This is a genomic window from Rhodococcoides kyotonense (assembly GCF_900188125.1).
Lineage (GTDB): Bacteria > Actinomycetota > Actinomycetes > Mycobacteriales > Mycobacteriaceae > Rhodococcoides > Rhodococcoides kyotonense.
This window is the reverse complement of record NZ_FZOW01000007.1, coordinates 30,758-53,381: the sequence shown is the minus strand read 5'-3', so window position 1 is coordinate 53,381 and position 22,624 is coordinate 30,758. Positions and strand designations below refer to the sequence as shown.

At 65.5% G+C, this 22,624-nt stretch carries 13 protein-coding genes; 4 read left to right on the top strand and 9 right to left on the bottom strand.

Annotated elements, in window-relative coordinates; genetic code table 11:
- The first annotated feature begins 65 nt into the window (after positions 1 to 65).
- On the top strand, positions 66 to 728 hold the full coding sequence (locus CHB96_RS13170) for an IclR family transcriptional regulator (RefSeq protein ID WP_371829012.1): 663 nt from the start codon (positions 66 to 68) through the stop codon (positions 726 to 728).
- Here CHB96_RS13170 and fahA read toward each other — a convergent pair.
- The 5 genes from fahA to CHB96_RS13145 form a co-directional block, all read right to left on the bottom strand.
- Positions 725 to 1,882, bottom strand: a complete 1,158-nt coding sequence (gene fahA, locus CHB96_RS13165; RefSeq protein ID WP_089247292.1) for a fumarylacetoacetase — start codon at positions 1,880 to 1,882, stop codon at positions 725 to 727. The genes CHB96_RS13170 and fahA overlap by 4 nt on opposite strands.
- A 42-nt stretch (positions 1,883 to 1,924) precedes the next feature.
- Entirely contained in the window at positions 1,925 to 2,731 is an 807-nt protein-coding gene (locus tag CHB96_RS13160; protein WP_089247290.1) for a hypothetical protein, read from the bottom strand.
- Entirely contained in the window at positions 2,728 to 3,921 is a 1,194-nt protein-coding gene (locus tag CHB96_RS13155; protein ID WP_089246869.1) for a homogentisate 1,2-dioxygenase, read from the bottom strand. The genes CHB96_RS13160 and CHB96_RS13155 overlap by 4 nt, the downstream gene beginning before the upstream one ends.
- 77 nt (positions 3,922 to 3,998) lie before the next feature.
- On the bottom strand, positions 3,999 to 4,526 hold the full coding sequence (locus CHB96_RS13150; protein WP_089246867.1) for a MarR family winged helix-turn-helix transcriptional regulator: 528 nt from the start codon (positions 4,524 to 4,526) through the stop codon (positions 3,999 to 4,001).
- A 42-nt stretch (positions 4,527 to 4,568) separates the two neighbouring features.
- The gene (locus CHB96_RS13145) at positions 4,569 to 4,982 is read right to left on the bottom strand and encodes a nuclear transport factor 2 family protein (protein ID WP_089246865.1); all 414 of its coding nucleotides are present in this window, start codon (positions 4,980 to 4,982) and stop codon (positions 4,569 to 4,571) included.
- Positions 4,983 to 5,109: 127 nt separating this feature from the next.
- Here CHB96_RS13145 and recC point away from each other — a divergent pair, with 127 nt between their 5' ends.
- Genes recC through recD form a run of 3 tightly spaced genes read left to right on the top strand, consistent with a single transcriptional unit; the run spans position 5,110 to position 13,510 of the window.
- Positions 5,110 to 8,379, top strand: coding sequence for an exodeoxyribonuclease V subunit gamma (gene recC, locus CHB96_RS13140; RefSeq protein WP_089246863.1), 3,270 nt, complete (start codon positions 5,110 to 5,112; stop codon positions 8,377 to 8,379).
- Positions 8,337 to 11,648, top strand: a complete 3,312-nt coding sequence (locus CHB96_RS13135; RefSeq protein WP_371829011.1) for a UvrD-helicase domain-containing protein — start codon at positions 8,337 to 8,339, stop codon at positions 11,646 to 11,648. The genes recC and CHB96_RS13135 overlap by 43 nt, the downstream gene beginning before the upstream one ends.
- Positions 11,645 to 13,510, top strand: coding sequence for an exodeoxyribonuclease V subunit alpha (gene recD, locus CHB96_RS13130; RefSeq protein WP_089246859.1), 1,866 nt, complete (start codon positions 11,645 to 11,647; stop codon positions 13,508 to 13,510). The genes CHB96_RS13135 and recD overlap by 4 nt, the downstream gene beginning before the upstream one ends.
- Here the strand turns inward: recD and CHB96_RS13125 are convergent.
- The 4 genes from CHB96_RS13125 to CHB96_RS13110 all read right to left on the bottom strand — a co-directional run bounded on the left by CHB96_RS13125 (position 13,472) and on the right by CHB96_RS13110 (position 22,493).
- The gene (locus tag CHB96_RS13125) at positions 13,472 to 14,380 is read right to left on the bottom strand and encodes a TY-Chap domain-containing protein (RefSeq protein WP_141136477.1); all 909 of its coding nucleotides are present in this window, start codon (positions 14,378 to 14,380) and stop codon (positions 13,472 to 13,474) included. The genes recD and CHB96_RS13125 overlap by 39 nt on opposite strands.
- 73 nt (positions 14,381 to 14,453) lie before the next feature.
- Complete coding sequence (locus tag CHB96_RS13120; RefSeq protein WP_089246855.1) at positions 14,454 to 15,497, bottom strand: ChuX/HutX family heme-like substrate-binding protein; 1,044 nt, start codon at positions 15,495 to 15,497, stop codon at positions 14,454 to 14,456.
- Positions 15,498 to 15,516: 19 nt separating this feature from the next.
- Positions 15,517 to 17,298 carry a sulfite reductase subunit alpha gene (locus CHB96_RS13115; RefSeq protein WP_089246853.1) on the bottom strand — a complete coding sequence of 594 codons (1,782 nt, stop codon included), beginning with the start codon at positions 17,296 to 17,298 and terminating at the stop codon, positions 15,517 to 15,519.
- A gap of 20 nt (positions 17,299 to 17,318) precedes the next feature.
- On the bottom strand, positions 17,319 to 22,493 hold the full coding sequence (locus CHB96_RS13110) for a glutamate synthase-related protein (protein ID WP_089246851.1): 5,175 nt from the start codon (positions 22,491 to 22,493) through the stop codon (positions 17,319 to 17,321).
- Positions 22,494 to 22,624: the final 131 nt, after the last annotated feature.

The following is a 22,624-nucleotide window of genomic DNA, read 5'->3' as shown; positions in this document are numbered from 1 at the left end:
AGGTGGTCCACCTCACAGACGTCAATAGGGGGCGACTCATGACTCAGGTCCAACTGGATTCCGGCATGTCCAAGACGCTGCATCACGGCATCACGGTGCTGGAGTTTCTGGCCGAGCATCCGAACGGTCTGTCCATCACCGAGATCGCCGACGGCATCGGAGTGCATCGCACTGTCGCGCATCGTCTCGTACGGACGTTGGAGGCGCACCACCTGTGCCGTCGTGACGACTTCAAGCGAATTGCGTTGGGGGCCGGGCTCGTCGCGCTGGCTGAGCCCGTCGAACAGGATCTACGAACGGTTGCGCGTCCGGTCCTGGAGGAGCTCGCCGATCAGGTGGGTGCGACTGTGCACCTCGTCGTACGCGAGAACGACACGGAGGTAAGGGCATTGATGGTCGTCGAGCCCCGCGGTGCGAAGGTGCACGTGGCGTTCCGCGGTGGCCAGGTGGACCCGATCGACCGCGGGTCGGCCGGGCTGGCGATGCTCGCTGCGCTGCCTGCACGGGAGGGGGAGCGCGCAGAAGTGACCCGGGCCCGCGCCGTTGGCTATGCGGTCACCCAGGGTGAAGTAATTCCGTCTGTAGGTGGTGTGTCAGCAGTGATTCCGGGACGCCGCGGCGACGCGCTGGCGAGTCTCGGTGCGTCGGTCTTCGAGATCGACGACGAGAAGGGACTCGGTGCAGCGGTCGTCGCGGCGGCGGATCGGTTGGGGCGGTTGCTGCGCTAGCTCGTGATCTTTCCGCGGACGTCACCGAAGCCGATGCTGGATCCGTTCGGGCCAGGAGCGCTGGCCGCGATGACGACCTCGTCGCCGTCCTCGAGGAACGTGCGAGTCTCGTCGCCGAGCGTCACGGGTTCCTTTCCGCCCCAGGTCAGTTCGATGAACGCGCCGCGCTGGTGCTTCTCGGGTCCGGAGATGGTGCCCGATGCAAACAGATCACCCGTGCGTGACGTCGCGCCGTTGACCGTTTCGTGCGCGAGCATCTGCGCCGGCGACCAGTACATCTCTTTGTATGGGGGCCTCGACACCTCGTGCCCGTTCCACGTCACGGTCAGATCGATATCCAGTGCCCAGGACTGTGATTCGCGCAAATAGTCCAGTGGTTCGGGATCCTGGACCGGGGTCGAGGTCCGTGCGGATTCGAGCGCGAGAAGCGGAACCACCCACGGCGAGATGGACGTCGCGAAGCTCTTGCCGAGGTTCGGGCCGAGGGGGACGTATTCCCATGCCTGGATGTCGCGCGCAGACCAATCGTTGACGATGACGGCTCCGAACACGTGCTCCGCGAATCGATCCGGGCTGATCGGCACATCTGAGGGCACGCCGACGACAAATCCCATCTCCGCTTCGATGTCGAGTCGGGTGCTCGGGCCGAATGTCGGGGACGACTCGCTGGGTGCCTTGCGTTGGCCGTTGGGGCGCGCGATGTCGGTGCCGGACACGACGACGGTTCCGGACCTGCCGTGATACGCGACCGGCAGGTGTTTCCAGTTGGGCAGCAACGGTTCTGCGTCGGGGCGGAACAGCCGGCCCAGGTTGCTTGCGTGATGTTCCGAGGCGTAGAAGTCCACGTAGTCGGCGACGTCGAATGGCATGTGCATCGTGACCGAGTCGATCGGATGGGTGACGATGGGAGATCCGCTGGTGATCGCGTCGACGATCGCAGTTCTCACCTCGATCCACCGATTCAGGCCCTGGGCCATGAACGGGTTCAGCGAGCCGGTCGCGAAGATCGGATCGTTCAGAGTTGCTACCAGATCGATCACGTTGTCGCCGAATCGAACTCCGACGCGCGGGTCCGAGTCGGCGGTGGAGAACACGCCGTACGGGAGGTTGTCGAGTCCGAACTCGGAATCGGCGGGAATGTCGATGGTGCTCAAGTGGGGCTCCTTCGGAGCATGTGCACGAAAATACATAGCCTGCTATGTATTTTCGTGCACATGGGGTGGGATGAGGCCTAGCGAAATCAGGTCGTCGAGCGGTTCTCGGATACTGCAGGTACCGAAGGACAGGAATGCGCGCTCGGTTTCGATCGACGCGACATGTGCCGCAACGACATCGGGATCGCGGATGGCGAGGATCTGCTCGAGCTCGCGTGCGCGAGCACCGCTGTGCGCAGCCTGTGCGGCAAGGAGCACGTTGAGGTACCCGTGCTGCTCGAATCCGGTGGCTTCAGCGGTATTTCGGATCGCGTGATGCAGCCCGGCGGTGGCTTTGAACGGGATCTCCCGACGCGCTGCCTCGGCAATCGCGGCCGCCAACTCGGCTTCGTCCGGGTACAGATCGGCCGTGACACCGCCGGTGCGGAACTTGGCGCGATAACCGCGCTCGTCGACGACGTCGAAGATCTCGGCACGACGCGTCCCACGGGGAATCTCGACGTAGATGTCGATACTACGGTCGAGGATGCCGAGCACGTCCAGGCTCGTGCCCTCCGGTACCGCGATTTCGACAGCCACGACGGTGACGCCCCGGATCGACTGTGCTGCACGAATTCCTGCGGCGACCGTATCCGGTCCGCCAGGCGCGGTGAGCGACACGTCGATCGGGGAGGGGACCGACGTCAGTTCGTCCAAGCGGAGAATCGGAAAGACGAAGGGCCCGACGAGATCTGCAAAGGCGGTGTCACGGTACGAAACATGCTGCGGCAGCGCGTCGTCGAGAGGGGCGTTGCCGGGTGGGAACAGGGCCGCGTCGTCGCACAGGCCCTTGAAGAGGGCGGGGATCACGATGCCGGTCCTCGGCCCGCCCACGTCCAGGCGTAACCGGGGTCCTCGCACGCGAGTGCGCCTTCGCCGAGTTCGAGGGGCCGGAACGTGTCGACCATGACGGCCAGTTCGTCGAAGAATTCGGCGCCGATGCTGCGCTCGTATGCGCCGGGCTGCGGGCCGTGCGCGTGGCCGCCGGGGTGAATCGAGATCGAACCCTGTCCGATGCCGGATCCCTTGCGTGCTTCGTAGTCGCCGCCGACGTAGAACATGATCTCGTCGGAGTCGACGTTGGAGTGGTAGTACGGCACCGGGATCGACAATGGGTGGTAGTCGACCTTGCGGGGCACGAAGTTGCAGATGACGAAGTTGTCGCCCTCGAACGCCTGATGGGCGGGCGGCGGCTGATGCACTCGGCCGGTGATCGGCTCGTAGTCGGAGATGTTGAACGTGTACGGGTACAGGCATCCGTCCCACCCGACCACGTCGAACGGGTGGTTCGGGTAGACGTAGCGGGTTCCGACGATGCCGGTGGAACCGCGGTGCTTCACAAGCACTTCGACGTCGGTGCCGTCGGCGAGCAGAGGTTCTGTCGGCCCGTGTAGATCGCGTTCGCAGAAGGGCGCGTTCTCGAGCAGTTGACCGAACTTCGACAGATAGCGCTTGGGCGGCACGATGTGGCTGTTCGCCTCCATCGCGTACGCGCGGACTTCGCCGTCTGGCACCCAGCGATGCGTCGTCGCGCGGGGGATCAGCACGTAGTCACCTTGGCGGGCCTGCAACGCGCCGAACACGGTTTCGACTGTGGCGCTGCCGGATTCGACGTAGACCATCTCGTCGCCTGTCGAGTTGCGGTACAACGGCGATGCCTGCGCGGCGACGACGTACGAGATGCGGATGTCGGCATTACCGAGAATCAGTCGACGCCCGGTGACCACGTCGGTCTGTGCGACGGCCTCCGGTGGGAAGAGGTCGTGCAGCTTCAGGTGTCGCGGCTTCAGCGGGTGATTGGGCGTCGTCGACTGGTCGGGCAGCTCCCAGACCGTGGCGTCGACGATCGCCGACGGGATGTGGCGGTGGTACAGCAGCGACGAATCCGACGAGAAGCCTTCCTCGCCCATCAGCTCCTCGTAGTACAACCCGCCGTCGGGAGTGCGGTGCTGAGTGTGACGTTTCGGCGGTACCGAGCCGAGTTGCCGGAAGTAGGCCACGGGAATCTCCTAGCTGTGTCCTGAACTGATAGTAAACACATTAACTAGTTATGAGTGACCTACGCAACCCTCCGGAGTCAATTGCGTCCTCGTACGTCGAACTGGCTGCGATTGGTGATGAGTTTGTTCAGCAGCATCACGAGAATCCGCTGTTCGGGCTCGGTCAACACGCTCGCCCATGCGTTCTCGCGTTCGTTCTGTTCGGCGAAGGACTCGACCATGCGCGCGAGGCCGTCGTCGGTGAGGGCGAGTCGGACCGAGCGACCGTCGGTCTCGTCGGGGGTACGGGCGAGCAGGCCGTCGGCGATGAGGGTCTTCGACAGATTCGACACCGCGGCACGGCTCATGCCGGTCAACTCGGCTGCGCGTTTCGGTTCGATCGGACCTGCGAGCCACGTGACGAACAGCAGGCGGAACGACGACCACGACCATCCGCGGGGGCGGTGAATCGACGCTTCGAGGTCGTACGTGACGATGTTCGACGCACGGTTGAGCGTCAGAAGTACCTCGGTGGCGAGCTGGTGCTCGAAGCCGTACTCGGTCGAGAGTTTCGTGTTGGCCGTGTCGATGAACGACCAGAAATCGGGTTCGGCGGAATCGGTCACCAGCCCACTGTAGTCAGAGCGAGATGATAGTTAACGAATTTATCAATTATCGTCGCGGGAGATGGCGCGCCGGGCGATGAGCCAGTGGCCGTCGACCCGGACGACGCGATCGCGGACCGTCGTGAACCGAACGATGCGAGTCTCGCCACCGAGCGGCGTCGCCATGATCTGCAAGTAGCAGTCGACGGCCAGTTCGTCGTCGGCGACTCGCTCGATCCCGATATTCGTGATGACGTGACGACGCTTCTCCTGGGCGGCCGTTGCATCGTCGAAGAAGCGCTGAGCGAACGCGGTCAATGCCTCGGTCCCGACTTCCGGTTCGGGGTAACTGGGGGAGTCGAAGACTCCGTCGGCCGTGAATGTCGCGGCCCATTCGCCTGCCCGTCCCGAGTCGATCGAATGACTCTGGCGGCCGTACAGCAGTTGAACGGCTACGGCGGTGTCGGTATCGACCATCGAGTAGATCCCCTTGTGCGATAAACACACGCATAGTGCGATTGAGTGCATCGAGAATATGTCGGTGGCTCGAGTAGGGTCAAGTGACCGAATATTCGGAAGAAGCGAGAAAAGGGGAGCGACGTTGGTGCTGAGGGTTCATCGCGCCGCACGGTCCAGCGCGCTTGCCTCGGGATTGGTCGAAGTCTTGTCCACCCCGCTCTCCGATCCCTTCGCCGCCGAGGTCGTCTCGGTGCCCGCGCGAGGCGTCGAACGGTGGCTGACGCAACGGTTGTCGATGTCCTTGGGGTCCTCGGCAGCCGACGGCATCTCTGCGAACATCCAGTTCCCTTCTCCCTCAACACTTGTGGATTCGACGCTGTCTGCGGCGGACGGTATCGACCGGAATGACGATCCATGGTCCCGAGGCCGAATGTTGTGGACGATCCTGCACCTCGTCGACGAGTCGCTCGAGGAACCGTGGTGCTCGGTTCTCGCCGCTCACCTCGGCCACGGCGTCGACGAGGATCGAGCAGGCAGGCGGTGGTCCACGGCCGCGCATCTGACGGACCTGTTTCGCAGTTACGCAGCGGACCGGCCGTCGATGCTCGTCGACTGGGCTGCCGGCATCGACTCCGACGGGTTGAAGGCTCCGCTACCCAGCGACCTTCAGTGGCAGGCGGAACTGTGGCGATCGGTCCGCGCGCATATCGGCACACCCAGCCCGGCCGAACGTCTGGACGCGAGTTGTGCGGCGCTCGTTGCCGATCCGTCGTTGGTGGAGTTGCCGGAGAGAATCTCACTGTTCGGCCCGACGCGGTTGACCACCGATCAGCTCCGGGTGATCGCCGCGATCGCCGAGCGACGCGACGTCCACCTGTGGATTCCGCACCCCAGTGCATCGATGTGGGACGTACTCGATGGTCGGGAGCGGGCAGTCCGCCGCCGCGACGATCGTTCGGGTGTGACGGTGTCGCATCCGCTGCTGTCGAGCCTCGCCCGCGACGTGAGGGAGCTGCAGGGTCGACTGTCGAGTCTGGGTGTCGTCGTCGAACATTCCGTCGTGGCAGACGAGCCTGCGGCAGGCACGTTGCTCGGCCGGGTGCAGTCGGACATCGCGCACAACCGAACGCCGACGCGCGGAGGCGAACTCGACGGCACCATCGAGGTGCACGCGTGCCACGGCGCACCGCGGCAGGTCGAAGTGCTTCGCGAATCTCTGCTCCATCTGTTCGACGCAGATCCGACGCTGCAGCCGCGCGACGTGCTCGTGATGTGCCCCGACGTCGAGACGTACGCGCCGTTGGTGCGGGCCACGTTCGGGCAGCGGGGGCTCGGTCACCCCGGGCACGAACTCAGGGTGCGTCTCGCCGATCGTGGCTTGCGACAGACCAATCCGTTGCTTGCAGTCGTCGCGACGGTCCTCGAACTGGCAATCGGACGGGTCACGGCGAGCCAAGTACTCGATCTTGCTGCATCGGATCCGGTGCGTCTGCGCTTTTCCTTCGGCGACGACGACCTCGAGCGGCTGCGTGAATGGACGCAGACTTCGGGCGCGCGCTGGGGCATCAACTCGCGTCAGCGCTCGCGATTCGGTCTGGGGGACTTCGGGCAGAACACGTTCAACTTCGCGATGGACCGACTTCTGCTCGGTGTGGCAGCGGACGAGACCACACACGAATGGCTCGATCTCGCGCTCCCGTTGGACGACGTGGACGGTAACGATATCGATCTGACGGGCCGACTGGCCGAGTTCGTCGACCGACTCGCCGTGGTGTTGCGGGATCTGCAGGGTCCACAGACGACCGCCCAGTGGCGAGCAGCGCTCGTGAGGGCGTTGGACTTGCTCACCGACACCAGCAGTTCTCAGGCGTGGCAACGCGCACAGGCGCTTCGGGAGCTGCACGACGCGACGAGACACGGTGAGGAATCCTCTCTCCGCCTGTCCGATGTGCGCGCGATGCTCACCCGTGCACTGGCGGGTCGGCCGTCGCGGGCCAATTTTCGAACCGGTGAGTTGACGGTCTGTACGATGGTTCCGATGCGGTCGGTGCCGCACCGAGTCGTCGTGCTTCTCGGACTCGACGACGAGGTCTTCCCACGTGCGGGTGGGATCGACGGTGACGACGTCATGTCGAGAGACCCCGCGCCCGGCGAACGCGACGTGCGCAGCGAGGACCGTCAACTGCTGCTCGACGCGGTGATGTCCGCGGGGGAGAAGCTGCTGCTGTTCTACACCGGCGCCGATCCGGTGACCGGGATGGTCAAGCCTCCCGCCATTCCGCTGAGCGAACTGCTCGACGTCGTGTCCACGACGGCCGGGGCCGACGTGGTTCGACGACATCCGTTGCAGCCGTTCGATCCGCGTAACTTCGATCCCTCCGCGCCGTTCAGTTACGACCGCGCCGCTCTCGACGGAGCCCGAGCGGCCGGACGAGAACCGGAGTCCCCACCCGCATTCCTGACGGGTCCGCTGCCGCACCGCAGTCAGGACGACATCGAACTGAGCGACCTGATCGCGTTCGTCGAACATCCGATCGCCGCATTCCTGAAGCAGCGCATCGGAATTCGAGTTCCCGACATCGACGACGATGTCTCGGACTCCCTGACGGTCACTCTCGACGGCTTGCAGAAGTGGGACATCGGCGACCGAATGCTGGCCGAGCGGCTTGCGGGCACTCAGGTCGCAGACTTCCGCGCGGCGGAGTGGCGCCGAGGTACGTTGCCGCCGTTCGCTCTCGGAGAGACACAGCTCCAGGACATCACGCGGGGCGTCGACGCACTCGTCGAGGTTGCAGAGGACGTGCACAGTGGCGATCCGCAGGTCCTCGACATCTCCATCCGTCTCGAATCCGGTCGGCGAATCACGGGCACCGTCACGGGGATTCACGGCACGACGATCGCCCGGACGTCGTACTCGCGCCTGGCGCCGAAACACCGACTTGCCGCGTGGGTTCGAGTTCTCGCAGCGCAGGTCCAGGACGATTCGCGCCAGTGGGAGGCCGTCACGACGGGTCGAGGGCCGGGTCGGCGAGCAGCGTGGAGGTCGACGATCATCGCGCCGATGGATGCACTCGACCAGCTCGAGAGGCTCGTTCGGCTGCGTGATGCCGGACTGACCGCACCGCTACCCGTCGGGCCGACCGCATCGGCGACCTACGCGGAGAGGCGTTTTCGCGGTGCGACACTCGTCGACGCGAGGGAAGCGGCCGAGAAGTCCTGGAACGACAAGTTCGGCGACATCACCGACAAGAGCATCGCGTACGTATACGGGCGCAGTGTTCCGTTCGCGACTGTCGTCGATGCCCCATCGGGTCCCGAGATTCCAAAGTGGGGTGACGAAACCACGGCGTTCGGGGCAGTCGCGTGCCAGCTGTGGAGTCCGTTGTTGGACGCCGAGACGGAAGGGCAACCGTGAACGACTTCGACCTCCTCGGGCCTCTACCCACCGGCACGACCGTTCTCGAAGCCAGCGCGGGGACGGGAAAGACCTACGCGATCGTCGGTCTCGCGACGCGGTACGTCGCGGAGGGAATTGCGGAAATCTCGCAGCTTCTACTCGTGACCTTCTCGCGTGCAGCGACGCAGGAGCTACGGGAGCGGACCCGCAATCGGTTCGCCGAAGTCGCTGCAGCGCTCGGTGATTCATCTGCTGCAACCCACACGGATGCACTCGTGCGGTACCTGGCAGCGGCATCGGCGGAGGAGGTCGCGGCCCGCCGGCTTCGGTTGATCCGAGCACTGTCCGACTTCGACTCGGGCACCATCGCCACGACGCACAGCTTCTGCCAGCGCATGCTCGACGGTCTCGGTATCGCCGGCGAACGCGAACCCGAGGCGACGCTCGTGGAAGCCGTCGACGACATGATCGCCGAGGTAGTCGACGACATCTATCTTCGTCGCTACGCGCGATCCGAGTTCGATCCCCCGATCGGACCGTCCGATGCCCGGCAAGTCGCCCGAGAAGCCGTGCGCGACAGGCAAGCTCGACTCGTCCCCGAAGCGGGGGAGGATACCGAGGCCGGGCATCGAGTGTTGTTCGCAGAGGAGGCGCGCACCGAAGTCGCGCGGCGCAAGCGGGCTGGAGGCGTGCGCGACTTCGACGACCTCCTCGGGCTGCTGCACGGCGTTCTGGTGGATCCGGAGCACGGCGAGGCTGCCTGCGCACGAGTGGGGGAGCGATTCCGGGTGGTGCTCGTCGACGAATTCCAGGACACAGACCCGCTGCAATGGGACATCCTACGACGCGCGTTCCACGGGTCGTCGACGTTGCTTCTGGTCGGTGATCCGAAGCAGGCGATCTACGCTTTCCGCGGTGCGGAGGTGCTCAGCTACCTCGACGCGGTGGCCGTCGCGGATCGCCATCTCGAGCTGAAGACGAACTGGCGCAGCGACTCCGGGCTGCTCACCGCGCTCGAGACGGTGTACGCGGGTGCGGCACTGGGCCACGACGACATCGTCGTACATCCTGTCGGGGCCAACAACGACGGCTCGCGCATGGCTCAGTCTCCACCACTGCGGGTGCGTTACCTGCCGAGGACGGGCGCAGGCCCGCTCAACAGATCCGGCTTTCCTGCTGTCGGGGTGTTGCGCGATCGCGTCGCGGACGATCTGGCCGCCGACATCGTCGAACTGCTCGAATCCCGAACGCAGTTGACGCTGAACGGGGCTGGGACCGATGTCGCGCCTGGTGACATCGCGGTTCTGGTGCGTACTCGTTCTCAGATCGCTTTGGTTCGTGACGCACTCGACCGCGCGGGCGTCCCGTCCGTCCTCGCCGGTGGATCGAGCGTCTTCGAGACTCCGAGCGCGACGCAGTGGCTGTGGTTCCTTCAAGCCTTGGAGCAGCCCCATCGCGCAGATCGCGTCCGCCTCGCTGCACTGACTCCGCTGCTCGGCTGGACTGCACAGATGCTCGACGACCGTGGCGACGATGCAGTCGCGGACATCAGCACCCGGCTGCGTGAATACGGACTGTTGTTCGCCCAGGCCGGCTTCGCCGCAGTGTTCGAGAAGGTGTCGTCGGAGACCCGTCTCGAGGCACGTCTGCTCGGACTCCGTTCGGGTGAGCGGCATCTGACGGACCTGCGGCACGTCGCGCAGTTGCTCAACCGCGCCGCCGTCGAGGAATCGTTCGGGCCGAGTGCCCTGACGCGATGGCTCACCGACCGGATCGAGGATCCGGCGTCGGGCAGCGTGACCGATCGAAGTCGACGCCTGGACAGTGACGCCGCAGCGGTGCAGCTGGCCACCGTCCACGCCAGCAAGGGCCTGGAGTTCCCCGTCGTCTACATCCCGTACGCGTGGGACGCGTCGAAGAACCCGTACCCGAGCACCCTGTTGTTGCACGACGACGACGGCGCACGCATCCTCGACGTCGGTGGCCGCACGGGACATGGCTACGCAGCTCGAAAACTGGTGTCCGACAAGGAGGAAGCGGGCGAGGAGCTGCGCCTGCTCTACGTCGCGCTCACCCGTGCGCAGTGCCAGGTGGTGCTGTGGTGGGCACCGTGCTTCTCGACGGCAGCGTCCCCGCTCCACCGTTTGTTGTTCGCGCGTGTGCCGGGTATCGCGCAACCGGACGAGAAGTCCACAGTGCCCGACGACGCCGTCGCGGCACGGCAACTCGAATCCTGGGCCGGCCCAGCCGGCGGGCTGATCTCCGTCGAGGCCACCCGAGGGGCGGTTCCGCGGCCGATCCGAACGTTGTCGGACGGTTCGAGCGTCGAACTGGATGCCGCGACGTTCCGCCGCACTCTCGACATGCTGTGGCGTCGGACGTCGTACTCGGCGCTGACGGCGTCGGCCCACGATGCACCGGGAGTGTCCAGCGAACCGGAACAACCCGTCAAGGACGACGAGCCAGAGGAACCGACCCCGATCGACGATGAACTGGACGGTATCCCGTCTCCGATGAACGGGCTGCCCGCGGGCGCTGCGTTCGGAACGCTGGTCCACGAGGTACTCGAGCATCTCGACACGGCTGCACCGGATTTGGACGCCGAAGTACTGCGCAGGTGCACCGACGCGATCGACGAGCGGCTCGCCGAGGTGGAACCGCGGGCGTTGGCCGACGCCCTGGTTCCGGTTCTGCACACGCCCCTCGGGTTCGGCACGCTCGCGGACGTTCCACCGTCCGACCACCTCGCCGAGCTGGACTTCGAACTTCCGCTCGCCGGTGGGGACGATCCGGTGTCGCACACGGTCACGCTTCGGGGTATTGCGATGTTGCTGCGGAAGCATCTACCTGCCGACGACGCGCTCTTCTCGTACGCCGATCTGCTCGAACACGTCGACTCTTCCCCTCTGCGTGGGTATCTGACCGGCAGTATCGATTCGGTGCTGCGCATCGCCGGTCCGCGGTACGTCGTCGTCGACTACAAGACCAACAGGCTGTCGCGGGGAGATCTGACCGTCATGCACTTCACCCGCGAGCGTATGGCCCAGGAGATGTTGCGATCGCACTATCCGCTGCAGGCGCTGCTGTATTCGGTTGCGCTGCATCGTTATCTGCGGTGGCGTCAGCCCGGTTACGATCCCGCGCGACATCTGGGTGGGGTTCAGTATCACTTCGTGCGGGGAATGGTCGGCCCGGACACGCCCGCGGGGTGCGGTGTGTTCGACTGGGATCCACCTGTCGAACTCGTGACGGCTGTGTCCGATCTGCTGGCAGGAATCGAACGATGATCGACGCGCAACTCGTGCAGCGTGCCCGAGGACGGCTGCGCACGTTCAACGAGGCCGGAATTCTCGCTGCCGCCGACGTGCACGTCGCACTGAGACTTGCCTCGCTCGGCGGAGAGACGTCCGACGACGTCATGTTCGCGACGGCGCTCGCTGTGCGCGCAGTCCGGTCCGGTTCGGTGTGTCTGGATCTGCATCGTCTCCGCGACATTCCGGTCGACGAGGAATCCGACGTCGACGTCGAAGCTCTGCCGTGGCCGGAGCTCGCCGACGTGCTGGCTGCGCTGCGTGCCAGCCCGCTCGTCGTGGGCGGGGACCGTGGTCCGCTGAGACCGCTGAGGCTGGTCGACACCGACGAAGGTGAGTTGCTGTACCTCGACCGGTATTTTCTTCAGGAGCGCACCATCCGGCACGTCCTCGACAGTCGCGGACTCACACGTCCGGACGTCGACACAGATACTGTTCGGCAGCAACTGAATTCGTTGTTCGTCGACGACGAAAAGCAGCCAACATTGGCTCCTGACCGCCAGCGCATCGCTGCCGCGTTGGCCGCGACGCAGTGGACCGCGGTCATCGCCGGTGGTCCCGGCACCGGTAAGACGCACACCGTCGCGCGTGTGCTGGCGATGTTCGTCCGGCAGTTGGGGCCGTCGATCCGAATCGGACTCGCAGCTCCGACGGGCAAGGCCGCCGCGCGTCTTCAGGAATCGGTGACCGAGCAATCGGAAGAACTGGGCTTGCCCGACGGCCTCACTGCGATGACTCTGCACCGACTGCTCGGCTGGCAGCGCGGCAGCAAGAGCCGTTTCCGGCACAACGCGTCGAACAGGCTGCCGTACGACGTCATCGTCGTCGACGAGACGTCGATGGTGTCGCTGACCATGATGTCCCGACTGCTCGAAGCAGTGCGCGCCGACACGCGGCTGATCCTCGTCGGCGACCCCGATCAGCTGACGTCCGTCGACGCGGGTGCGGTCCTGGCCGACCTGGTCGCGAGGCCGGTACGCGGCACACTCGGACCGGATCTCGAGACCCTGATCTCCGCCGATCTCGACGCTCGGGACGACCCGCACGAGGCTGCACTGTCCAGCGCCGAACGCGACCGCCTCGGCAGCGGCGTCGTCCGACTGAGTCGTGGACGACGGTTCGGCGGTGCCATCGCCGAGCTGGCCGTGGCAGTGCGAGACGGCCGGTCCGATCGGGTCATGGAGCTGCTCGACGGCAACGACGAGCAGTTGTCGTTCCATGCACCCACCGACCTCGACGCGTTGCACACCGACATCCTCGGGACCGCCGCTGCGGTCACGGCAGCCGCGCGCGTCGGCGACGCATCCGAGGCGCTCGCTAAGCTCGAGACCCACCGGCTGCTGTGCGCGCACCGACAGGGACCGTTCGGCGTGCAGGACTGGGCTCGCCGGGCGATGGAATGGGTCGGGGAGGCGTCGGGTGCCTTCCTCGACCCCAGCCGCTGGTACGCCGGCCAACCGTTGCTGGTGACCGCCAACGATCACGAGGCACGGATCTACAACGGCGACACCGGTGTGGTGGTCGACGTCGGTGACGGTGCGCTGATGGCAGCATTCCAGCGCGGATCCGAACCGCAGCTGGTGCATCCGAACGTGCTGTCCTCGGTGCAGACGGTGTACGCGATGACGATTCACCGTAGTCAAGGCAGTCAGTACGACACCGTCTCGGTCATGCTTCCTGCCCAAGCGTCGTCGCTGTTGACTCGTGAGCTGCTGTACACCGCGATCACGAGGGCCCGGCACCACGTTCGGATCATCGGTACCGAGGCCGCAGTGCGCGCGGGAGTCGAGCGTCAGGTGTTACGAGCCAGCGGACTTCGCCGCACTGTCCGGCCCTGACGGGCGTGCGCCACTCTCGGGCTCCGACGGACGTGTGTCGCCGCCCGCTCGCAGGCTGTCGGCGGTGTGGAGCCACGACCTGGCCTGGCGTCGCCACACCCTCGACGAGATCTCCGACCCGGCTGTGCGACAACGATCCGCGTGTTCGGCGCAGTCGCGCGCGTGTGCGCGGGCGATGACTCGAAGTTCGCCCAGATCGGCGGAACCGCACACCGACAGCACCGTCGCGGCGTCGACGCGGTGACCGATGAGCTCACAGAACGTGTGCAGCGATCGAAGTTCGGTCGGCAACGAATCGGCCGACGGGGTGGACGTGCGCGGCGTGACCGAGCGCGGCCGCTCGTCGACCGTGACGTGTGCGAGAGCGACCGGGCCGCTGCCCGACTCACCAGGCCCTACCGTCCACGCGCTGAGGAACGACGGGTGTGGCACGTTCCAGACCTCACGGAACGTCGCGACCGCGACAGTCGCGAGGAGATCTGCTTCGTCGCGGACGCCGTCCAGCGTGTAATCCATGACAGTGCCGTCGACGGTCGGTTTGCCGGGCTCGGACCAGCCGAGGCCGTGAAGCCGCCGGTCGAACGAGATGCGGTCGGGATCCTCCGGGTACAGGTAGGACGGTAGCGCGGCGACGCAGACCATCCGCTCGGCATCGACGGCGACGAGGTCGACGTACGGGCGTTGCCCCCGCTGACCGTGGGACGCCTGAGCCGACGTGATGGTGATGTACGTGCCCTCCGGCATGGTCGCGACGTGCACCGCGAGGTTGCTCTCGAAACGATGCCACGCATCCGCCAGTGTTGCGTCGAACCCCGCCGGATCCAGCTCGTCCCCGTACCCAGCACCCACATGCGCTCCTTCGTCGATCACCGTGTGCACTCTCGAAGTTCTGCGAAAGGAAACATAGCCGCTGGGTCCGACAAATTCGGTGAGGCGCACGGCGCTACAGCGAAGCCACGACCTCTTCCCAGACTCCGGCGACCACGGCGTCGGTCGCGCCGGTCTGCGTGAACACCACAGAGCAGTGTCCGCGACGGTCGTACATCTCGATCGACGACGTCGGGCCCCACACGCCGGACGTGACGGTCGCCCAGCAGGACGTCACATGGGCGAGGTCGACCATCATCCGGCACATGCCCGACGCCAGGGTCAGATTGCCGCCGGAGAGCCGGGCGGCGATCAGGTGATCGTGGTGGATCTGCATGCAGCCCGCGCCTACGGTGACCATGGTCATGGGCAGTTCCAGATACGCGAGGTGTTCGAGCGCGCCGGAGATGCGCGTCGGATCTATCTGTCGGTACCTCAACGACGACAGCGAAGGAAGCGCTGCGTGACGCGTGACGCCGCCGTCGCCGAGGATCGAATCGAACTGTTCGATCTGGTCCGCGCCGGACCACACGGCCAGTGCTTGCTCGGGGGTCGACGGTGAAGCAGGCACCTCGAACGGATCGGTTACCGGCGGAGTGGTCAACTGCCGCAGCGCTTCGAATGCGATGCGATCCGATCGCGGTGTCAGGTACGTCGCGTGGGCGGCGAATCCGCTCGTGTCGAACAGTCTCAGTGTCGGTGGAAGATACTGATCCGGCTCGGTGGCGACGGCGCAGTTCAGTCGGGAAAGGTTGAGACGCAGAGAAATTCGGCTCTTCGACGTCCTGATCGGGCCGCCCATCACCGTGGGCGGCTCGTAGTGTCCGACGTCGTTCATCACCGCGGGGCCGGACACCGTGATCGCGACCGATTCCTCCAGCAGCGGAAGGAATTCCGTGACTCCGGCGGCACCGCCGCCGATCATCTCGCCGGCGAAGTCCGGCTTGTCCAGTAGGGATTCGAGATCTGTCTTACGGGAAGAAGTGGGAAGAGCTGCAGCACAACGGCATTCGCTGTGGCGCCCGCATGGGCGAGAAGCGCCTGCAGGCATCGCGCTCGGACCAGGATTCGGCCGATTCTGCTCGTCTCCGCCTCCGCCCTCGGAAGGAGGGGTTGGCATCTGGGGTTCTCCTGAAAAGTCAGTAGACGTCGCGCAGGTAGCGCTTGCTGCGCTTGAGTTCGGCCACGTAGTCCTCGGCCTGATCGGACGTGCGTCCACCGTGCTCGGCGACGACGTCGTGCAACGCAGCGTCGACGTCCTTCGCCATGCGTGTGGCGTCGCCGCATACGTAGAAATGTCCGCCCTCTTCGAGCCAGGCGTACAGCTCCTTGCCATTCTCGCGCATCCGGTTCTGCACGTAGACCTTCTCGGTCTGATCACGCGAGAACGCGAGATCGAGCTTGGTCAGCACACCGTCGCGGGACAGTGCGTCGAGCTCGTCCTCGTAGATGTAGTCGCTCCCGCGGTGTTGGTCACCGAAGAAGAGCCAATTGCGTCCCGACGCGTTGCGTGCCCGACGCTCGTGCAGGAACGCTCGGAACGGCGCGATGCCGGTACCCGGTCCGACCATGACGACCGGCGCGTCGTCGTCGGCGGGAAGCCGGAACGACTTGTTCGCGGACAGGAACACACCCGCCGACTCGCCCTGCGCAACTCGATCGGCGAGGAACGTCGAACAGACTCCGCCGCGGTCGCGTTCGGCCGACCGGTAGCGGACGCTCGCGACCGTCAGATGCACGGTGCCCTCGTGGGCGAGCGGTGACGACGAGATGGAGTACACCCGATGTTGCAACGGACGGAGGAGTCCGAGCAGTTCCGCGGGGTCGAACGCGAGCTTGTCGTCGAGAGCCAGCACGTCGAGGACGTCCTTGCCCCACGTCCATGCGTCGAGAGCCTCGCGGTCGCCCGTCGACAGCACGTGGACGAGCTCGTCGTCGCCGGTGCGTTCGGCGACGGCCTCGACGAGGTCCATCGACGGCACACCGATCTCGTAGGAGTGTGTCAGCAGTTCGTCGAGTCGCTGCTCCGAGCCCTTGACGGTGACCGTCGAGTCCGGTGCCACTCGCAGACGCCCGATCAACGCGTCGACCAATTCGGGGTTGTTGACCGGCTTGACGCCGAGTCCGTCGCCCGCCTCGTAGCTCAGGCCGCTGTCTCCCAGGGAGAACGCGTAGTGGCGTACTTCCTTGGCGGACGAGGGGCCGGACAGCACCCGGTTGGCCAGCACGGTCGCCCGGTATGGGTTCTTGCGGTTCCACGGCGAGCGCTTGGATGCAGCCTTTGCAGGCTTCGCTTCCGGAGCAGGCGCTGCGGCAGCGGGAGCGCCTCCGTCGACAGCGGCGAGGGCGGGAACGGTGGCTGAAAGCCAGGTCGCGGCGGCGTCCTCGTACTCGACGTCGCAGTCCAGACGGTCGGCCGTCCGGGTTGCCCCCAGTGCTTCCAGTCGTGCGTCGATGTCTCGTCCCGCCTTACAGTATCCGTCGTAGCTGGTGTCACCCAGCGCCAAGACCGCAAAAAACAACCCTTCCAGTGTAGGGGCTGTATCGGCAGCGACGGCATCCCAGAACAACTGTGCGTTGTCCGGCATCTCGCCCTCTCCATAGGTGGACGTCACAATCAGCAGCCGTCGCATCGCCGACAACGCATTCATGTCGACTGCGTCGAGCGACGCCACGTGCGGATCCAACCCACTCTTCCTGGCCAGGTCGGCGGCGTCCTGAGCGAGGCTTTCGGCGTTGCCGGTCTGGCTGCCGAACAGAATCTGCAGCGGGGCCGACGCCGCAGCCGGAGCCGCGTCGGATTGCGTTGCCGACCCCGTCGGCATCGCCATGCGCGAGTGCAGACCGGCGAGGAAACCGGACAGCCAGGCTCGTTGATCGCCGGTGAACGGCGCGTCGTCGGGAATGTAGGGAATCAGCACGTGCTTCTTCTTTCAGGACTCTAGGACACCAGGTCAGGGACGGCACGCACAGCGAACAGCTCGTCGAAACTCGGCAGGGATCCGAGCTTGCCGCGGTTCTTGGCGTCCTGGAACATGATCCAGCCGTAGGTGGCAGGACTGTCCGTCGATCGAACGTTGCGGGCGGTGAGAGCCTGCTTGTAGTCGTCGACGCGTTTGGCCCCGATCAGCGCGGCCAACTGCTCGTCCTCGTAGCCGGCGAGGACGTCTTTCGCGTACTGGACAAGGCGCTGGACCAGCGCGAAGTCTTCGGTCAGCACGAGATTGCGCGCAGCCTTGTGGACAGCGGGGTCGTCGTGCGTCGTGGCCCCGGGGATTCGAGTGAGCGCGACCTCGTGTGCGTAATGCAGCACCGTGTACTGGTTCAGCAGCGCGTACACAGCGGTGGTGTCGGTTTCGCCGTATCCCGGTACCGCGCCGCCCAGCACCGGAGTGCTGTCGCGCAGACTCAGCTTGTAGGAGCGGACCTGCTGCACCGCGAGCGCACCTGCGAGCTCGTCGAGCAATTCCTTGCGCGACTTGGCTGCGAGGATGGCGTCGCTGTCCTGATAGAGCAGCAGAGCGCGTGGCATCGCATAGACGAATCGGTGCTGTTCGACTTCCCAGTTCTGCAGCAACCGCGTCGCCGACGCGGATCCGGTGGCCTCGACGTGCCACTCGAGCAGCATCCGCACGGCCAGGTTGTGGATCTCGGCGAATTCGTCGTCTCCGGTGATGGAACCCAGAACGATCGAGTCCGCGCTGGCACGCAGCGGGAGCAGGCGGGACGGGTCGTACTGGTAGAAGAACCCGCCACTCATGCCGTTGCAGACGCCCTTGCCGAAGCCGCCCAGGTTCAGGATCGCGCCGCCCGTCATGTATTCGCACGCGAAATCGCCGACGCCTTCGACGACGGCCGTTGCACCCGAGTTGCGGACTCCGAAGCGGTCGCCCGATTCACCTTCGACGAATGCCCTTCCACCCGTTGCGCCGAACAGTGCGAAGTTGCCGATCAGAACGTTCCCGCCTGCCTCCGGCGAGCCGCCGCCGGGGGAGCGGACGATCACTGTTCCACCGCTCATGGACTTGCCGACGCCGTCGTTGCACGTGCCGCTGTGGTCCATGATCATGCCGTCGTTGCAGAACGCGGCGAACGACAGACCGGCGGCGCCGTACGTCCGCACGTCGACGGTGCCGGGGGCGAGGTAGTTGCGGCCACGGTCGTCGGTGAGCACCGACGGCAACTCCGCCGTGTCGGTGAGCTCGTAGTTGAGAATCCGCTCGATGTCGACCGCGAGCTGACCACCCACGCTCTTGTTCAAGTTGCCGAGGTGGGTCCGATCGCCCGGTGCCACCGTCTCCGCGCGCTCGTCGAGGAGTGCAGTGCGAACCTCGTCGAGCAGCATGTCGTCTATGCCGTACTCGCGTTCGAGATAGACCGGGTCGTCGACGACGGTTTCCGGCACGACGGTGAGCATGCGGCGTACGTCCAGGACACCGACAGTGGCGTGGTGGTCGAGCACATGGAGCAGGTCGACGCGGCCGCGTGCCTCGGCGAGCGATGTCAGGCCCAGTTCGGCGAGCAGTTCGCGGACGTCGTGGGCGATGTTCAGCAGGTACTGCGCCATCGAGCGCGGGTCGCCGTCGAACACCTCCGGATTGGTGGTGAGGCCGGCGGGACACTTGACGTTGCAGTTCTTCGCCATGACGCAGCCCATCATCATCAGGGCAGTCGTGCCGAACTCGAAGCTGTCGCCTCCGAGAAGTGCGGACGTGAGTACATCCTTGCCGGTCTGGTGCGCACCGGAACACCGGAGCACCACCTTCTGTCGAAGACCGTTGGCGCACAACGCCTGATGTACTTCGGCGAGTCCGATCTCGGCGGCGCGGCCTGCGTACTTCAGGCTCGTCACCGACGCAGCTCCGGTTCCTCCGGTGTTGCCCGCGATGTTGATGACGTCGGCGCCCGCCTTCGCCACGCCCACGGCGATGGTGCCGATTCCCTCGGACGACACGAGTTTGACGATCACACGAATGCGCGCGGCCTTGCAGTCGTGGATCAGCTGCGCGAGATCCTCGATCGAGTACGTGTCGTGATGTGGTGGGGGAGAGACGAGTTCGACACCGGGTGTGCCGCCGCGAGCGGCGGCGATGTCGACGGTGACCTTCGGCGCCGGAAGCTGGCCGCCTTCACCGGGTTTGGCGCCCTGACCGATCTTGATCTCGATCTCCTCGAGCATCGGATCGGCGAGGTAGCCGGCCCAGATGCCGAAGCGTCCCGACGCGAACTGCTTGATGCGCGACGCGCGGACGGTGCCGTACCGGGAGATGTGTTCTCCGCCTTCACCACTGTTGGACATCGCACCGACCATGTTGGTGCCGTGCGCGACTGCCTCGTGGGCATTGGCGTTGAGCGCTCCGTGGCTCATCGCGCCGGACGCGAGAAGGGGAGTGATCTCGCTGGCGGGCTGCACAATGTTCAGCGGAATGCTGTCGCCGCCGAAATCGATGGCGAGCACGTCACGCAACGCTGCGGGGCGGCGCGATCGCTCCTCGTTCATCGATCGTACGAACGCCCGGTAGTCGGACGTGATCGCGAAGGTGTCGATCTGCTCGGCGGTCAATCGATCGAAACTCGTCGATTGGTACGCCCGCGCGTCGAGGCCGAACGCGTCGCCCAGTTTCGTGATCGTCAGCAGGCGAAGTGCGTCGGTGTGCGCCTGGTCGGATTCACCTCGCGCATCGGCGAATTCGATCTTCTCCTTGGTCAGGTCGACGAACCCGCGTACCGAGGCCGCGCCGAACGAGTGGCCTGCGCCATCCGCCCGTTCCTTGAACAGACCCAGATTGGGGAGGTCGGCTTCGCCCGACGCGGTGCGCGCGTGGGCGTGCCAGTGTGCGACGCTAGCCGCGATCGCCGGGAACCCGACGCCTCCCACCGGTGAGACCATGTTCGGGAACCACTGTGTCAGAACAGCATCCGAGGTGTCGAGGAAGTTCGGCTCGAAGAATTCGCCGCCGATGTAGCTCTCCACTGTGCACAATCCGACGCGACCCATCGTCTTCATGAGCGACTTCTCGGCAGCCTTGACGAACTTCGCGAACGCCACGTCGGGGTCGCCCGCGTACTTCTCCTCCGCACGCAGACGGACCGTCAGAGGATGCACCGCGGCCGCGCCGAATCCGAGCACCGCGGCGACGTGGTGCGACGACGAGATCTGACCGCTGTCGACGACGAGTGAAACACGCAGGCGTACACCTGCAGCGATGAGCCTGACGTTGACGTAGGACACGACGGCGATGGCAGGGAGTGCAGCCAGATCGCGAGTGATCCCGCGGTCGCTGAGGATGGCGATACCGCCGCGCCGAGCGAAGCGGACGACGTCGTCGGCGAGCGCGGACATGGCGTCGGCGAGCGCTTTCTCGTTGGTCGCACTGTCGCCGTCGATCGCAGGAAAGAGCATGTCGAACCGTGCGACCGGAGCGTGAGTCTGCTCGGCGAGTGCACGCAGATCCGACTGCGACAGAAGCGGACTGGGGATGACGATCTGGCGCGACACCGGTCCGCCGACATTGGGCTTGGAGCCCAGCGCCACTCGGAGGGTCATGCCGTCGGCTTCTCGGATGCTGTCGAGCGGGGGATTGGTGACCTGAGCGAAACGCTGCGAGAAGTACTTGGCGATCCCGCCTTCCCTGTCGGTCAGCGCGTTGATCGCGTTGCCGTAACCCATTGCGGACACTCGCTCGACACCGTGTGCGAGCATCGGGTCCATCAGGAACTTGAAGCTCTCCTGATCCAGCGAATACGCAATGTAACGCTGGTGGCGTTCGAGATCGCCGGCATAGGCGTCGTCGATCACCGTGGCGGGCGCGAGATCGTCGAGACCGATCCGTGCGTCTGCGAGCAACGAGGCGTAATCGCGCTCTGCGGCAAGCTTTTCGAATGCCTCACGGGTGGTGTAGGTGTGCTTGTCGCGGTGATCGAAGTAGATCATTCCGCCTGCCTCGACGCGACCTCGGTGCGTGATGGTCTCCGGTGGGAATCGGACCTGGCCGGCTTCGGAGAACGCGCACAGGTACTCGCCCGTCTCCACCGTGCGCAAGGGGCGGAGTCCGAGACGGTCGAGTCGTGCGCCGATGACGGTGCCGTCGCCGAACACGAGTGCAGCCGGCCCGTCGTTCTTCTCCTCGTACAGCGAGAAGTATTCAAACATCGCGCGGACCTGCGGAGAGAGCGTGTAGTCGTTCTCCCACGCAGGCGGCATCATGGACACGACGGCCGTGACGAGTTCGACGCTGTCCTCGACGACCCGCGCCTGCAGTGTCTGGTCGAGGCGACAACTGTCGGATTGGCCGGGCGGGCGGACGATCGCGCGGCGCTTGGCGCTGGCGACGGCGGCCTCGGCGAGTCGATTCTTCTTGTCGGTGTTCAGTTCTCCGTTGTGCGCCATGAATCGGAACGGCTGCGCCATCGTCGGATGCGGATCGGTGTTGGTGGAGAAACGCGTGTGGAAGAAGATCGTGTGCACCGAGTGCGCCGGATCGACGAGATCACGGAAGTACGGGATCACCTCGTCGGAATTCAAGCGCCCCTTGAGAACCTGCGTGCGTGCACTCAGCGACAGCGGATAGAGGCCGGCGAGCGCCGGCGACGTGTAGGCGATCGATTCGATGTGCAGCAATGCTTCGTGGATCAAGCGGTCGATGTGCGCGGGCTCGGGGCGAGGGCGCGGTACCTCCCAGATCCACTGGCGGACGGCACGCTGGTACTCGACGGCGGCGGGGCGGATGGCCGAATTGTCGATCGGCACCTCGCGCACGGTCAGCGGCGTGAAACCGCGGTCGATCATCGCCCGGTGGATCAATTCGATCGCGCGGCCGTGCTGCGACTCGTCGTCGGGCAGAAAGAAATTGCCGACGCAGAAGCGTCCGAGCTCGAGATCCCGACGCTCGGTGATCCGGCGGAAGAACTCGAGCGAGAGGTCGACGGAGACACCGCCGCCGTCGCCGACTCCTTCGGCGGACATTCCGCCGCGGTGGGGGACCGAGCACAGCGCTTCGCGCGCCTTGACCAACACATCGCGGGACTGAACGCCGTCCTTGCGCGTGATGAATCCGACGCCACAGCTGTCCGAATCCAACGACGGGTCGTACAGACCGACTACTCCATCGTGCATGTATCGACCTCCTCCCTGTCCAGGCGTGCGCGGACAGGTCTCACCGCCGCACGCGATAACGACGGTGACGACCGTCAGGGCAGGGCGTCGCTGCTTCGATGAAGCGGCACCCGGAGGTGTCAGACTACTAA

Coding starts and splice junctions, on each gene's coding strand:
- CHB96_RS13120 (WP_089246855.1), bottom strand. CDS start 15,497: ATGCCAACCCCTCCTTCCGAGGGCGGAGGCGGAGACGAGCAGAATCGG.
- recD (WP_089246859.1), top strand. CDS start 11,645: ATGATCGACGCGCAACTCGTGCAGCGTGCCCGAGGACGGCTGCGCACG.
- CHB96_RS13170 (WP_371829012.1), top strand. CDS start 66: ATGTCCAAGACGCTGCATCACGGCATCACGGTGCTGGAGTTTCTGGCC.
- CHB96_RS13110 (WP_089246851.1), bottom strand. CDS start 22,493: ATGCACGATGGAGTAGTCGGTCTGTACGACCCGTCGTTGGATTCGGAC.
- CHB96_RS13145 (WP_089246865.1), bottom strand. CDS start 4,982: ATGGTCGATACCGACACCGCCGTAGCCGTTCAACTGCTGTACGGCCGC.